We start from the raw sequence: 14584 nt of genomic DNA on the forward strand, positions 1-14584 counted from the left end.
GGTCAGGTCAGGCACGGCACCACGCCTTCTCCTGCGCAGCAGTTCCGGCACCTTGGTCACCATGCAGCCATCCATGAAATCAGCGCAGTCGATGCTCGCGTGTTTGCAGTCGGTCGGCACTCAGGCACGGGCCGCACGATGAGCCAATCCCGCTTCTCGGAGCCGCGCGAAGCCAAGCCTCCCCGTGATCCCGCCGTCTCGCGCCGGCGCGCTCTGCTCGTCATCCCCGCGCTCGGCGTGCTGGTCCTGATTCTGCTTTGGGCCGTGATCTTCGCGCGTCTGTCGGTCGAGAAGGAAGCGACGTATCGCGAAACCATGGCCTCCGCTGCGATTCTCTCCGCGGCGTTGGAGCAGCATACGATCAAGGCGATTCACCAGGTCGATCAGATCACCCGCTTCGTCAAATACGAGTTCGAGAAAACGCCGGATCATTTCGATCTCGCCAGCACGGTAGAGAAAGGTGTCGTGCAAAGCGAAACTCTGGTGCAGGTGTCGTTGATCGACGAACACGGCAAGCTGAACGCCAACACGGCCGAACTCAATCCTAAACGCATCGATCTGTCCGATCGCGAGCACTTCAAGGTCCACGAGCACGAGAACGACGACCAGCTGTTTATCAGCAAGCCCGTGCTCGGCCGCATCTCCGGTCACTGGACCTTGCAGATGACGCGCCGTCTGAATCATCCGGATGGTTCGTTCGCGGGCGTCGTCGTGGTCTCCGAAGACCCCAGCTATTTCACCAGCGACTTTTACAACAACGCGGCGATCGGTCATGAAGGCGTGATCGCCGTGATCTCGGACAACGGCGCCGTGCTCGCGCGGCGCACCGGCAGTGCCAACAGCACGAACGGCGCGTTCTCGGCGAGCGGCACTTATCCAACCTCGGAGCATGTGTCGGGCACCTATGTCGATTCGATCGACAACGTCACGCGTATCGTGTCGTACCGGCACATCGACGGTTATCCGCTCGGCGTACTGGTGGGTCTCTCGCAAGCCGAAGAATTCGCGGACTACAACCACACCCGCAACGTCTATCTGATGATGGCGGGCTTCATCTCACTCGCGATGCTGAGTTTCTTCGCCGTCGCGACCGGGTTGATCGGCAAGCTGCTCGGCCGCGAGCGAGAGATGACGCATCTGGTCGAATACGATCTGCTCACCGGCCTGCGCAACCGCTATGCGACGCTGCAAACGCTGCGACACGACGTGGCGCAGCCGGCCAACCTCGGGCGCCTCGCGATTCTGTTCATCGACCTCGACAACTTCAAGACCGTCAACGACACGCTCGGCCACAACGCCGGCGACATCGTGCTGCAGATGACGGCCTCGCGGCTCGCGTCCGCAGTCGGCGAGGACGGCGCGCTGAGCCGCATCGGCGGCGACGAGTTCGTCGTCGTGATCAAGGGCGACGACGTCGAGAAGCGCGCGGTCGCGCTGGCCGAAGCTGCCGCCGACGCGTTCGCGAAACCCTTCGAAGTACGTGGCAGTTCGTTCGTGCTGCATGCGAGCATCGGCATCGCGCTGTATTCGGTGGCCAACGAGAGCGAAATCGACCTGCTGAAGAAGGCCGACCTCGCGATGTACAGCGCGAAGGACGCGGGTAAGAACTGCTATCAGTTCTATTCGCCGCACCTGTCGCATCGCGCGGATCATTTGATGAAGTGGGAGCAGCAGTTGCGCGTGGCGCTCGCCGAAGGGCAACTGTTTCTCGCCTATCAGCCGAAGATCGATCTGATGCGCCGCTGCATCACCGGTTTCGAAGCGCTGGTGCGCTGGAACCATCCGCAGCACGGTTTGATTCCGGCCAACGATTTCATTCCAGTCGCCGAATCGACCGGCCTGATCGTGCCGATCGGCGACTTCGTGATCGAGACCGCCTGCCGGCAACTGGCGCTCTGGCAGCAGCAGGGCTACGACACGCTGTCGCTCGCGGTGAACATCTCGGCGGTGCAGTTCTGGCGTGGCGACCTGTACGAAACCGTCTCGCAAGCGATCGAGGAAACCGGCATTTCCGCGCGCCGCCTCGAACTCGAAATCACCGAGACGGCGATGATGGAATATCCCGAACTCGTGTCGGAGAAGATCTTCGCGTTGAAGCGCCTCGGTGTGCGCATCGCGCTCGACGACTTCGGCACCGGCTATTCGTCGCTGTCCTATCTGAATCGCTTCTCGGTGGACACGCTGAAAGTGGACCGTTCGTTCGTCCAGGCCATTCCCGGCGACCGCAGCGTCTGCGTGATGGTCACCGCGATCGTCAATCTGGCGCGCTCGCTGGGGCTCACGGTGGTGGTCGAAGGCACCGAGACCGAAGAGCAGATCGCCTGGCTCGCCGCGCTCGGTCATATCGAGGCGCAAGGCTTCCTGTTCTCGCGCCCGGTCCCGGTCGAGGCGATCCCCGCGCTGCTCGACCGCTTCGGCGTATGCGGAATGACTGGACGCCGCGACGCGCAGGAAACCGACGACACAAGCAGCGTGTCCAGCACCAACGAATGAGCACGCTGGCCGCAATGCCACGGCGCACCGCGGCGTCGAAAAACGGGCTACATTCACAGTGAGCTACGACGCCGCAGCGCGTCGCCTCATACAACGATGATCCTAAGGGACGGGCGCCCGCGAGCCGGACGTCCGCGGCGCCATGCAGACGATCATGAGCCAGGATGCAGTCAAACGAGGGGAACGGGAACCGCTATGGACGCTGTTCAGGGTCGTGTTTGCCCTGTCGGCGTTGTCGTGGGGTGGCCTCGCGCTGATGGCGCAACTCGAACACCACTACGTCGAACGCGAGCAACGACTCTCGCGCGTCGCCTTCTCCGATCTGATCGCGCTCGCGTGGATGGTGCCGGGGCCCGTGGGCTGCAACGTCGCCGTGCAACTGGGGCATGCGCTGCGCGGACGCGCCGGCGCGTGGGTCGCGGGCATCGCCAGCGTGCTGCCCTTCTTCATGCTGATGACGCTGTTCGCGATCTTCTACCGCACGCCGCTCGTGCGCGCCGCGGCTTCGCAAACTTTGCTCAATCATTTCAGCGTCGTGCTCGCCACGCTGATCGCGCTCACCTGGTATAAGCAGACGCGCGCACTGGTGCGCGGCAGGCTCGAATGGATCGCGGCGGTGCTCGGCTGCGTGGCGCTCGTCTATGCACGCAGTCCCGCCGCTTATGTGGCGATGCTCGCGGCGGCTTTCGGCGCGGGCTGGGCCGTGAGCCCGGTGCGCAACGCGCGCCTCGTCGTGTCGCTCAGGCGCGGCGACTGGCAGATGCTGGCCGCCTTGTGCGTGCTGCTTGCGCTGTTCGCGCTACCGCTGCCGCATCGCTACGAACTGGCGCTGTTGTGGCCGCGCCTCGCCGGCGCCGGGATGACGCTGTTCGGCGGCGGCTTCTCGGCGCTGCCGGTTCTCAAGACGCTGTTCGTCACGCCGGCGATCGGCGTATCGGATAACGACTTCACGCTGGCGTTTTCGCTGTCGCCGTTATCGCCGGGACCGCTGTTGAACGTCGTACCGTTCTTTGGCTATCTGGTGGACGGCTGGGTGGGTGCGCTGATTGCGACGCTCGCGCTATTCGTGCCGTCGGGCTGCCTCGTCGTGCTCGCGCAGCGGCATCTGCATCAGTTGAAGACGAATCCGCGCTTCGAGCATGGCATGCGGATTCTGCGCGCGGCCACGACTGCGTTTCTCGCCGTCGCCGTGCTGCGCATTGCCGCGCATGTGCCGTTCAAACCGGTCTATCTGCTGACCGCGCTGTTCTCCGGCATGTGCTTCGCGAAGCTCAAGGTGCCGGTGTACGTGGTGTATGCAACGGTGGCGGTGGTGTGCGGGTTGTGGCTGGCTTATGACACGCTGCCTTGAGCAGCAGCGGCGGCAGCGGCGGTGGAGATAAAGAGCGTGGCGGTCGAGGTGATCGACGAGGTTACCAACGAAGTGATCCGCGACGCCACAAGCGAAGCGACAGCCGAAGCGACCATCGCGACCGCCCCGGCAAGCCCTGCCCTCAGAACCCGCGCGACAACACCGCGACGCCGATCGTCACGACGCCGAGCACGATATTGATCAACACCAGACGTCGTACCGTGCCCACCGCTTGCGCGCCGTCCGGCCATTTCTGCGCCTGCACCGCGCGGCGAATGCGCGGGAAAACGGCAAAGCGGATGTGGCCGAAGATCAGCATCATCACGATGCCGAGGCCCGCCATAGCATGCAACGGCCACGTGGCGTGACCGCCGCCGAACTGCATGAGCAGAAAGCCACCGGTCAGGAGAATCACCAGCACGGCGGCGGCGACCCAATTGAAGAAGCGGCCGAACACCGACTCCCACAACGGCAAGCGCAATTGCGGCGACAGATCGGCAATGGCCGGACGCAGACAGAAATGCGCGAAGATCATCCCGCCTACCCACACCGCGACCGCGAGCAGATGCAGAAAGAGTGCGAGTTCGATAGCTTTGTTCATGTAGTTTTCCTCTCCCGACGACGACACCGCACCGCTTAGGACGATTGGTACTCGCAGCGGCCACTGAGCGCGTTCGACCGCGCGTCATGCACGCAGTTCCGCACGCCCGAGGCTTTGCCGTCGATTTTGTAGTTGTTATTGCAGCGCGCCCGGTGCCGCGACGACGCCGCTCCCCGACCTTGCTACTTCGCACGCACTTTTTTACTGCGCACGGCGGGCGCCTGCATGCTAGCAGACGCCCGCCGTGTTTAAACGTCAAACTTCATCAAGCCAGCACCGGACGCATACCGTCGAGCTTCATCTTGCTCTCCGGCGCGCGTCCCTTACGCGCGCGCTTGCCGACATGCGGCGCGAGCGCGGCAGGGCCGAGCTTCTCTTCGTCCATGCGGCCGCCACGGCGCGTACCGATCAGCACCACACCCGCATGGTTGATCGCCAGCGCCTGGAGCAGCGTTTCGTTGTCGTCGAGCGCCATTAGCGTGACGCCGCGCCCCCCGCCCGAGAGGGTCTTCATCTCGTCGAGCGCGAACACCAGCAGACGCCCGCCCGACGACAGACACGCGATGTGCGTCGCATCCGGCAGCATCGGCATCGGCGCGAGCGGCGCGGCGCCGGCGTCGATCGTCATGAACGACTTGCCCGCCTTCACGCGGCTCACCATGTCGCCGACCTTCGCGACGAAGCCGAAACCGTTGCTCGATGCGAGCAGCAACGCCTGGTCCGCGGACGCCGCGTAGTAATGCATCAGGTGGCTGCCCGACTCCAGTTCGATCAGCGACGTGACCGGCACGCCGTCGCCACGCCCGCCCGGCAGCAGCGCCACCGCCACGGAATAGACACGGCCGTTGCTGCCCCACGCGACCAGCGTGTCGGGGGTGCGGCACTGGAAGGCCGCATAGAGCCCGTCGCCTGCCTTGAACGTGAAGCCTGCCGCGTCGAGACCGTGGCCCTTCAGCGCACGCACCCAACCCCTCTGCGACACCACCACCGTGACCGGTTCGTCGACCACGCGCGCTTCGAAGGTCGCGCGCTTTTCCTGCTGGATCAGCGTGCGGCGTTCGTCGCCATACTGTTTCGCGTCGGCTTCGATTTCCTTGATGAGCAGACGCTTCATCGCCGACTCGCTGCCGAGCAGCTCTTCGAGCTTGGCCTTCTCGTCGCGCAGTTCGGACAGCTCCTTCTCGATCTTGATCTTTTCGAGCCGCGCCAACTGACGCAGACGGATTTCAAGAATGTCCTCGGCCTGGCGATCCGACAAGCCGAACGCGGCCATCAGCGCAACCTTCGGTTCGTCCGACTCGCGAATGATGCGGATGACTTCGTCGATATTCAAAAAGACGATCATCCGGCCTTCGAGGATGTGAATCCGGTCGTCGACCTTCGACAGGCGATGCCGCGTGCGGCGCGTGACCGTCGCGAAGCGGAACGCGATCCACTCGTGCAGGATTTCGCTCAAACCCTTCTGACGCGGACGGCCATCGCCGCCCACCATCACCATGTTCAGCGACGCATTCGATTCGAGGCTCGTATGCGCGAGCAGCGAATTGACGAACTCAGTCTGGTCGATACGGCTCGACTTCGGCTCGAACACGAGGCGCACCGGCGCGTCCTTGCCGGATTCGTCGCGCACCGCGTCGAGGAGCGCCAGCATGGTCTGCTTGGTCTGCAACTGCTCCGGCGTGAGCGTCTTCTTGCCGAGCTTGATCTTCGGGTTGGTCTGCTCTTCGATTTCTTCGAGCACCTTCTGCGCGGCCGTATTCGGCGGCAGTTCGGTGATCACGAGTTGCCACTGGCCGCGCGCGAGCTCTTCGATCTTCCAGCGCGCGCGCACTTTCAGGCTGCCACGGCCGGCTTCGTACGCCGCGGAGATTTCCGCTTCGCTCGAAATGATCTGGCCGCCGCCCGGGAAGTCCGGACCTGGAATGTGCTGCATCAACTCGGCATGCGACAGCTTCGGATTGCGAATGAGCGCCACTGCCGCGCCCGCGACTTCGCGCAGATTGTGCGACGGAATTTCCGTCGCCAGACCCACCGCGATACCCGACGCGCCGTTCAGCAATACGAACGGCAAACGCGCGGGCAGCGTCTTCGGCTCCTGGAACGAGCCGTCGTAGTTCGACATGAAATCGACCGTACCCTGGTCGATTTCGCCAAGCAGCAGTTTCGCGATCGGCGTGAGACGCGCTTCCGTGTAACGCATCGCCGCCGCGCCGTCGCCGTCGCGCGAGCCGAAGTTGCCCTGGCCGTCGATTAACGGATAGCGCATCGAAAAGTCCTGCGCGAGACGCACCAGCGCGTCATAGGCGGACTGGTCGCCGTGCGGGTGATACTTGCCGAGCACGTCGCCGACCACGCGCGCCGACTTGACCGGCTTCGCATTGTCGGCGAGCCCCATCTCGTTCATCGCGAACAGGATGCGGCGCTGCACCGGCTTCTGGCCGTCGCACACGTCCGGCAGCGCGCGGCCCTTGACCACGCTGACCGCATACTCGAGGTATGCGCGCTCCGCATAGTTGCCGAGCGTCAGAAAGTCGCCTTCGGGGGGCGCCGGCTCGTTGAAAAGGTCGAGAGTGTTATCGTCGTCCATCTAGATTCCGTATCCGTGTTTGGCTTGAAGTTTTCGTGCGAACCCAGAGCACTGGGCAGATTAAAGAACCTGCGCTCAGATGTCCGCTTCCACTTCGTTGCCCTTTTCTTCGAGCCAGCTGCGGCGCGACGCCGCTTCGCCCTTGCCCATCAGCATCGTCATGCGCGCGACCGTGGCGTCGTAGTCGAGATCGCCCAATGCGACCGGCTGCAGGCGCCGCGTGTCGGGGTTCATCGTCGTGTCCCACAGTTGTTCCGCGCTCATTTCGCCGAGACCCTTGAAGCGGCTGATCGACCATTGCGATTCGCGCACGCCGTCCTTGGTCAGCTTGTCGAGGATCGCTTCGAGTTCGCCTTCGTCGAGCGCGTAGAGCTTCTGCGCCGGCTTCTTGCCGCGCGCGGGAGCGTCCACGCGGAACAGCGGCGGCCGCGCGACGCACACATGGCCGCGCTCGATCAGTTGCGGGAAATGCTTGAAGAACAGCGTGAGCAGCAGCACCTGGATGTGCGAGCCGTCGACGTCAGCGTCCGACAGAATGCAGATCTTGCCGTAGCGCAGATTCGACAGATCGACCTTCTCATCCGGGCTATGCGGATCGACGCCGATCGCCACCGAGATGTCGTGCACCTCGTTGTTCGCGAACAGGCGGTCACGCTCGGTTTCCCACGTGTTCAGCACCTTGCCGCGCAGCGGCAGGATCGCCTGGTATTCCTTGTCGCGGCCCATCTTCGCCGAGCCGCCCGCCGAGTCGCCCTCGACGAGGAACAGTTCGTTGCGGCCGATTTCCGTCGATTCACAATCGGTCAGCTTGCCCGGCAACACGGCTACGCCCGAGCTCTTGCGCTTCTCGACCTTCTGGCCTGCGCGCGTGCGCGCCTGCGCCTGCTTGATGACGAGGTCCGCGAGTTTCTTGCCGTGCTCGACGTGCTGATTGAGCCACAACTCGAGCGCCGGCCGCGCGAACGACGACACCAGCTTGACCGCATCGCGGCTATTCAGGCGTTCCTTGATCTGCCCTTGAAACTGCGGATCGAGCACCTTCGCCGACAGCACGAACGACACCCGCGCGAATACGTCTTCCGCGAGCAGCTTCACGCCCTTCGGCTGCAGGTTGTGCAATTCGACGAAGCTCTTGACCGCCTGGTATAGACCGTCGCGCAAACCGGATTCGTGCGTGCCGCCCGCGGGCGTCGGAATCAGGTTGACGTACGACTCGCGCATCAGCGTGCCTTCCTCGCTCCACGCGACGACCCATGCGGCGCCCTCCCCCTCGGCGAACGTCTCTTCGCTCGCGCGCGAGTTTTCGACGTAGCGCTCGCCTTCGAACAGCGGGATCAGCAGATCGCTGCCGTTCATGCCTTCGAGCAGATAGCCGCGCAGACCGTCTTCGTATTTCCAGCTTTGCTGCTCGCCGGTCTTCTCGTTGATCAGCGTGACTTCGACGCCCGGCAGCAGCACCGCCTTCGAGCGCAGCAGGCGTTGCAGTTCGCCGAGCGGCAGGTTCGGCGAGTCGAAGTATTTCGGATCGGCCCATGCGGTGACGCGCGTGCCGGATTTTTTGTCGCCTTTCGTGGCGGGCCGCACTTCGAGTTGCTTTGCGACGTCGCCGTGGGCAAAACTCAGTTCGGCGACTTTGCCGTCGCGCCATACGGTAACGTCCAGCCGCGTGGACAGCGCGTTGGTGACCGACACGCCGACGCCGTGCAGGCCGCCCGAAAACGTGTACGCGCCGCCGGCGGCCTTGTCGAACTTGCCGCCTGCGTGCAGGCGCGTGAAAACGATTTCGACGACCGGCACGCCTTCTTCCGGATGCAGGCCGAACGGAATGCCGCGACCGTCGTCTTCGACCGACACCGAATGGTCCGCGTGCAGCGTGACCGTGATTTGCCGGCCGTGGCCGCCGAGGGCCTCGTCCGACGCGTTGTCGATGACTTCCTGAATGATGTGCAGCGGATTCTCGGTGCGGGTATACATCCCGGGCCGTTGCTTGACCGGCTCCAGGCCCTTCAACACCTTGATCGACGCTTCGCTATACGCGGCGTTTGGCTTTTTCGTAGACATGGTTGACTCGGGTGCGTCGGTTCATCGTTGTCCACAGGTCCTGTGGACAGGTCCGTGGACAATGCGTTGAGTTTTCAAAAAAAGCAAAACGAAACAACGGGGTTAGGTGGGGTGCCCGCGGTGCGGGCAAGCTGTTTTGTCGCGCGGCTTCCCGTTGGCGCGCTCGACGGCGTTCATCGCGCATGAGCACGCCGGTGCGAACACGGGGGAAGCCTGTTCGCGGGGTATTTTACTGATTTCGATAACCGCGGCAATTCACGATGCGCAGGCTTGGCCGTCCGGATAAGGCGCGGCACGCGCGCGACGGACCAACCAGAAGCACACGGCACGGCAGTTCCGTGGCCAAAGCGTGACGGTTATCGGAGCCTCGCGCAAGCTGCATTTTCTGCGGCCCTTATGCCGCGCTTTCTTTCTGTTGCGCCGTCCAGGCAGTGCACCGCCCGCTGGAGCGCATCGCGTTATGTCGCCGCGCTCTGCCGCGTTCCGCCGCGCAGCCCCCCGAGCCCGCGCGGCCTTTGCTTCACTTACGCCGCTTTTCCAGCTCGTCCCAGCGTTCGAGCGCGATCAGGAGTTCTTCGTCGATCGCTGCGTAGCGCCCGGTCAGACGCGTGCCTTCCTGCGCGTCTTTTGCGAAGATCGAGCCGTCTTCGAGCTGCGCGCCGATGGTCTTCTGCTCGGTTTCAAGCGCGGCGATCTTCTCCGGCAACGCGTCCAGCTCGCGCTGCTCCTTGAACGACAGCTTCGCCGCGCGCGGCGCATTGCGGCCCGCAGCATTGTCTTTGGCCGGCGCCGGGCCTTTGGCCGCATCCTTGCCGGCCTCTTTCTGCGCATCCAACGCCATCTGCTGCGAGCGGTCGCGCTGGAGCTGCCAGTCCGTGAAGCCGCCGACATACTCGCGCCACTTGCCCGCGCCTTCCGACGCGATCACCGAGGTCGCCACGTTATCGAGAAACGCGCGGTCGTGGCTGACCAGCAGCACCGTGCCGTCGTACTCAGTGAGCAGTTCTTCGAGCAGTTCGAGCGTGGGGATGTCGAGGTCGTTGGTCGGTTCGTCGAGCACCAGCACGTTGGCCGGCCGCGCGAACAGACGCGCGAGCAACAGCCGGTTGCGCTCGCCGCCCGAGAGCGACTTGACCGGCGAACGCGCGCGCTCCGGCGCGAACAGGAAGTCGCCGAGGTAGCTCATCACGTGCTTCTTCTGGCCGTTGACTTCGACCCATTCGCTGCCCGGGCTGATGGTGTCGGCAAGGCTCTTGTCCAGATCGAGCTGCGCGCGCATCTGATCGAAATACGCGACCTGCAGGTTGGTGCCCACACGCACCGTGCCCGAGTCGGGCGCCAGTTCGCCGAGGATCATCTTCAGCAGCGTAGTCTTGCCCGCGCCGTTCGGACCGACGAAGCCGATCTTGTCGCCGCGCATCACCGTGGCCGTGAAATTGTCGACCACCGTGCGCGGGCCGTAGCGCTTGGTCACGTCGGTCAGCTCGGCGACGATCTTGCCGGACTTCTCGCCCTGGCCGACGTCGAGCTTGACGTTGCCCTGCACGTTGCGGCGCTCGGCGTGCTGCTGGCGCATTTCCACGAGGCGCGCGATCCGCCCGACGCTGCGCGTACGGCGCGCTTCGACGCCCTTGCGGATCCACACTTCTTCCTGCGCGAGCAGCTTGTCGGCCTTGTCGTTTTCGACGCGCTCGATTTCGAGTTGCTGCGCCTTGCGCGTCTGGTACGCCGAGAAATTACCCGGATACGACAGCAGACGCCCGCGATCCAGTTCGACGATGCGCGTGGCGACGCGGTCGAGAAACGCGCGGTCGTGGGTGATGAAGAGCAGACCCGCGCGCAGCGAGACCAGCAGCTCTTCGAGCCAGCGGATGCCGTCGAAGTCGAGGTGGTTGGTCGGCTCGTCGAGCAGCAGCACGTCGGGCTGCACGACCAGCGCGCGCGCCAGCGCCACGCGCTTTTGCATGCCGCCCGACAGCGAGCCGACTCGCGCCTCGCCGTTCAGGCCGATCTGCTGCAGCGTGGTGGCCACGCGGGTGCTCCAGTTCCACGCGTCCGCCGCATCCAGCGACGATTGCAGCGTGTTCATGCGCGCCATCAGCGCGTCGTGCCCGGCGCCTTCCGGCTCGTCGGCGAGCTGGTTGGCGACCACGTCGTATTCGTCGAGCAGCGCGCGGGCGTGCGTGAGGCCGGCGGCGACCGCTTCGAAGACGGTGTCGTCGGTGTCGAACTCGGGTTCCTGCGGCACGTAGACCGTGGTCAGATTCTGTTGACGCGAGACGAGGCCGTCGTCGGGCTTCGCCAAGTCGGCGACGATCTTCAGCAGCGACGACTTGCCCGCGCCATTGCGTCCGATCAGCCCAACGCGTTCACCCGCTTCGAGAGAGAAATCCGCGTGATCGAGCAACGCGACGTGACCGAACGCCAATTGGGCGCCGGTAATGGAATAAAGCGACATGGAGAATTGGAGAAGACAGCGATGAGTCGGAACTGCTCATTGTACCGGGCGCGCGGCCGGGTGCCTGTATGCCGGAAGAGATAGGCCGATTGGGCGCCCGCGGGAGACAAGCGCGCCGGGCGGCAAACGCCTGGGCGATTCGGCGGCTCAATCACAGCAAGGCCTGGCGCGACGGGCCGCACAAGCCGCGTGATGGACGGCTGGCGCGACCGGCCAGCCGGTTACCGCTGCGCGAGTCCAGCGGGCTGGGTCGACGCGGCTTACTTCACGTGCACCGTGATGGTCTTGCTCATGTCCGGCCCATACGAGCGATGCGCGCCATCGCCGAATTGCAGCGTCAGCGTATGGTCGCCCGGCGGCAGCGTCAGATCGGTTTCGGTCTGGCCCTTGCCGAAGTGCAGCGACTTGTCGTTGGCCGGAATGACTTCGCCCTTGGGCAGCGGCTTGCCGTCGATCAGCAGATGGTGGTGGCCCGTGCCTTCCGCCACCGTGCCGGCCGGCGCGATCTTCATGCCTTCCACGCCGAAGACGACGTGCACGGGATTACTGACGGTCGCTCCGTCCTTCGGCTGCACGAAGGACACGCCGGCGGCCTGCGCCGCGCCGGATACCGCCAGCAACCCCGCCAGAGCGGCACCGGCCAACCATTTGTTCGTCAACATCGTTGTTCTCCTTACCAGGGAAACGAAAGTCCTGCATGGACGCTGCCGGCGACGGCGATGCCCCATCGCATGGGACCGATCGTCGCATTCGGTGCGAGACGCCTCACGCGCATGTCCAATCGAATAGCTGCGGATCAGAGCATACACGCTGTGGCTCGTGTGGTCCGTTCAGTGGGGTCGGAGATGTCTCAGACGCGTTGCGGCGGCGCCGCACCGGTAGTTCGCGGCCGGATTGACAAATTCCGGTAATATTGCGGGTCGCCGCGCTGCCCAAAAAAGGGGCAGACTACGCGGGCCTTTGCATTGAACTAGAGAAGAGTACGTCGTGAGCGAAGTCATTGAAGTGATTGAATACAAGAGCTGGGTCTGCCTGATTTGCGGCTGGATCTACAACGAGGAAGAAGGCCTGCCCGAAGAAGGCATCGCGCCGGGCACGCGTTTCGCCGCCATTCCGGAAGACTGGCGCTGCCCGCTGTGCGATGTGAGCAAGGCGGAATTCGCGGTGGTGGAGTTCTGAGCCGGCTCGATTCATTCGGCGCGGCGAAATGAATGCGCCCCTGCGGTGAAACATCCGCGGTGATACGTACGGCCCAGCAGGCAAATGCCGCTGGGCCGTTTCCTTTTCTGGGCGGGCTGCGCGGCTCTCCTCGCGCCCGAACGGGTTTGATATACTCTGCGCTCGCTGGCGAATTTGGACTCGCCCAGTCGCGCGGGCTTGTTCGACGGCGCGATTGCAGCGATCATTTCGGTTCGGTCCTCTCCCTGTAGTTCAGGGGGCGGAATGACAGGCGTAAAGCCTGTCAGATATGGGTTGCTACCGTTGCTGTAGCAAACCTGTAGCACACAAAAATCTCGTCCTAGCATCTCAGCCGACTGTTCGCAGCCCCCCCGGCTCGGCGGCCCCGTCTGGCAACAACCGGCCAGTTACGGCCTTTGGTCGAGAACTTCTTGTGGACGCACAAACAGCTGCTGCGGCTCCACAGCGGACGTTTGCTTGCCAAATTCAGTTACCCGTTTATCAGTCCGTGGGACACTCGCGTCTTCGATTTTTAAATGCCAACCATGGTCTGCCCAAGAGAGGATACGAGTTACCTCAATCATCAGAGTCAACCAATGTGGTTATGAAGTATCATTCACTGCGGAGCTGCCGGTCGCTGATTAAACTCGGCATAAATACTTAAATTGAAAATATAGACAGACAAATGGGAAAATCAAATAAAAAACCGAGTAAAGATATAAATAAAATTCGGCCAACCATACCTAAACGCATACCCCACGACAATCTTTCCTACGCGGTACTGCTAAGCATCGACGAAGGAAAATCGACAGGATCGGGCTTCCGATTGAAAATTGACGGAGCAAACTATCTTGTTACTGCCAAGCATGTTCTTTACGACCGGCATGATGAACTTTATGGGACAACGCTGATTGTTACATGTCACAGCCCTAGTAAGGATCAGACTTCGCCTTTGATCTTCCACGTCGATTTGAGTGAAGCGAAGATCTTGCGAAGTGGCAAATTCGACATTGCGGCTGTTTTGCTCGGTACAAATCAACCCCTCGACGGTCATGATCATGACACTCCGCTTAGGCAGCTGCAGTCTGATGTCAAACGACCGACCGCGCTGATCGGAGAGTCCTATGTCAGACGCATACAGGATGGAAATGGTGTCGGAGTGTCAGTTGATATTGAGGCAGCAGGCATGCTCCATTCGATTTCATTGGCGAGTGACGTTTATTTGCTGGGATACCCAACTTCACTTGGTATAAGGACCAGCACATTCTATGATTTTTCAAAACCACTGATCCGGAAGGGCATAGTCGCGGGGGTTGATCCGGTGCGGTCGACCTTCGTTATAGATTGTGCTGCCTACCCGGGAAACAGCGGCGGGCCTGTTGTAGAGCATTGTCTAGATGGATTTTTCAGAGTGATTGGCTTGGTGTCAAGATTCATCCCCTACGAAACGAAATGGCATAGCAATCGCGGTGACGTGGTCAACACTGACATTTCTAATTCCGGATATACCGTCTGCGTATCAATGGATGCGGTCGTTTCGACGCTCAAAGAAGCAGTCGCCGAATGAGTCACCGCTTTACCGTGGTTCCTACACATCCAACGCGGTAGTAAAGCATGCGAGCCGCGGATCGGCTGGCGGATGCTTATCGGACGTTCAACGCTGAGCTATTGTTCTTTTCCGAGCGGCTACTTTGGCGAATCACGTGACGCACGCGACCGCTGCGCGAATGGCCGCTGTACTTTGATTGTGTTGAAAAAGTCTGTCGACGCGCGGATTGTTCGGTATCCTGGAAGACATCGATCGACGGGAGTGATTCGTCATGATGGGTCAACTGGGCAGCGGACAAGACAAAC

At 62.6% G+C, this 14584-nt stretch carries 10 protein-coding genes; 4 read left to right on the forward strand and 6 right to left on the reverse strand.

Annotated features, from left to right (window positions below):
- The first annotated feature begins 138 nt into the window (after nt 1-138).
- Both HV770_RS18860 and HV770_RS18865 read left to right on the forward strand, forming a co-directional pair.
- Nucleotides 139-2493: a bifunctional diguanylate cyclase/phosphodiesterase gene (locus HV770_RS18860; protein ID WP_175161936.1), complete on the forward strand. Its 2355-nt coding sequence runs from the start codon at nt 139-141 to the stop codon at nt 2491-2493.
- 142 nt (nt 2494-2635) lie between these two features.
- The gene (locus HV770_RS18865; RefSeq protein ID WP_175161938.1) at nt 2636-3844 is read left to right on the forward strand and encodes a chromate transporter; all 1209 of its coding nucleotides are present in this window, start codon (nt 2636-2638) and stop codon (nt 3842-3844) included.
- Nucleotides 3845-3986: 142 nt separating this feature from the next.
- Here HV770_RS18865 and HV770_RS18870 read toward each other — a convergent pair whose 3' ends face one another.
- The 5 genes from HV770_RS18870 to HV770_RS18890 all read right to left on the reverse strand — a co-directional run bounded on the left by HV770_RS18870 (nt 3987) and on the right by HV770_RS18890 (nt 12213).
- Nucleotides 3987-4445 carry a CopD family protein gene (locus HV770_RS18870; RefSeq protein ID WP_121316889.1) on the reverse strand — a complete coding sequence of 153 codons (459 nt, stop codon included), beginning with the start codon at nt 4443-4445 and terminating at the stop codon, nt 3987-3989.
- 265 nt (nt 4446-4710) lie between these two features.
- Complete coding sequence (gene parC / locus HV770_RS18875; protein ID WP_121316888.1) at nt 4711-7032, reverse strand: DNA topoisomerase IV subunit A; 2322 nt, start codon at nt 7030-7032, stop codon at nt 4711-4713.
- A 75-nt stretch (nt 7033-7107) separates the two neighbouring features.
- Nucleotides 7108-9093, reverse strand: a complete 1986-nt coding sequence (locus HV770_RS18880) for a DNA topoisomerase IV subunit B (protein WP_175161940.1) — start codon at nt 9091-9093, stop codon at nt 7108-7110.
- A gap of 520 nt (nt 9094-9613) precedes the next feature.
- Nucleotides 9614-11551 carry an ATP-binding cassette domain-containing protein gene (locus HV770_RS18885; RefSeq protein WP_175161942.1) on the reverse strand — a complete coding sequence of 646 codons (1938 nt, stop codon included), beginning with the start codon at nt 11549-11551 and terminating at the stop codon, nt 9614-9616.
- A gap of 260 nt (nt 11552-11811) precedes the next feature.
- Nucleotides 11812-12213: a DUF4399 domain-containing protein gene (locus HV770_RS18890; protein WP_175161944.1), complete on the reverse strand. Its 402-nt coding sequence runs from the start codon at nt 12211-12213 to the stop codon at nt 11812-11814.
- Between the two features lie 325 nt (nt 12214-12538).
- Between HV770_RS18890 and HV770_RS18895 the strand changes: the two genes are divergently transcribed.
- Both HV770_RS18895 and HV770_RS18900 read left to right on the forward strand, forming a co-directional pair.
- On the forward strand, nt 12539-12730 hold the full coding sequence (locus HV770_RS18895; RefSeq protein WP_042327611.1) for a rubredoxin: 192 nt from the start codon (nt 12539-12541) through the stop codon (nt 12728-12730).
- Nucleotides 12731-13415: 685 nt separating this feature from the next.
- On the forward strand, nt 13416-14297 hold the full coding sequence (locus HV770_RS18900) for a trypsin-like peptidase domain-containing protein (RefSeq protein ID WP_175161946.1): 882 nt from the start codon (nt 13416-13418) through the stop codon (nt 14295-14297).
- 76 nt (nt 14298-14373) lie between these two features.
- Here the strand turns inward: HV770_RS18900 and HV770_RS38210 are convergent.
- On the reverse strand, nt 14374-14584 hold a 211-nt coding region (locus HV770_RS38210), incomplete at its 5' end, for a hypothetical protein (RefSeq protein WP_217468616.1).

The organism is Paraburkholderia fynbosensis (genome assembly GCF_902859935.1).
Lineage (GTDB): Bacteria > Pseudomonadota > Gammaproteobacteria > Burkholderiales > Burkholderiaceae > Paraburkholderia > Paraburkholderia fynbosensis.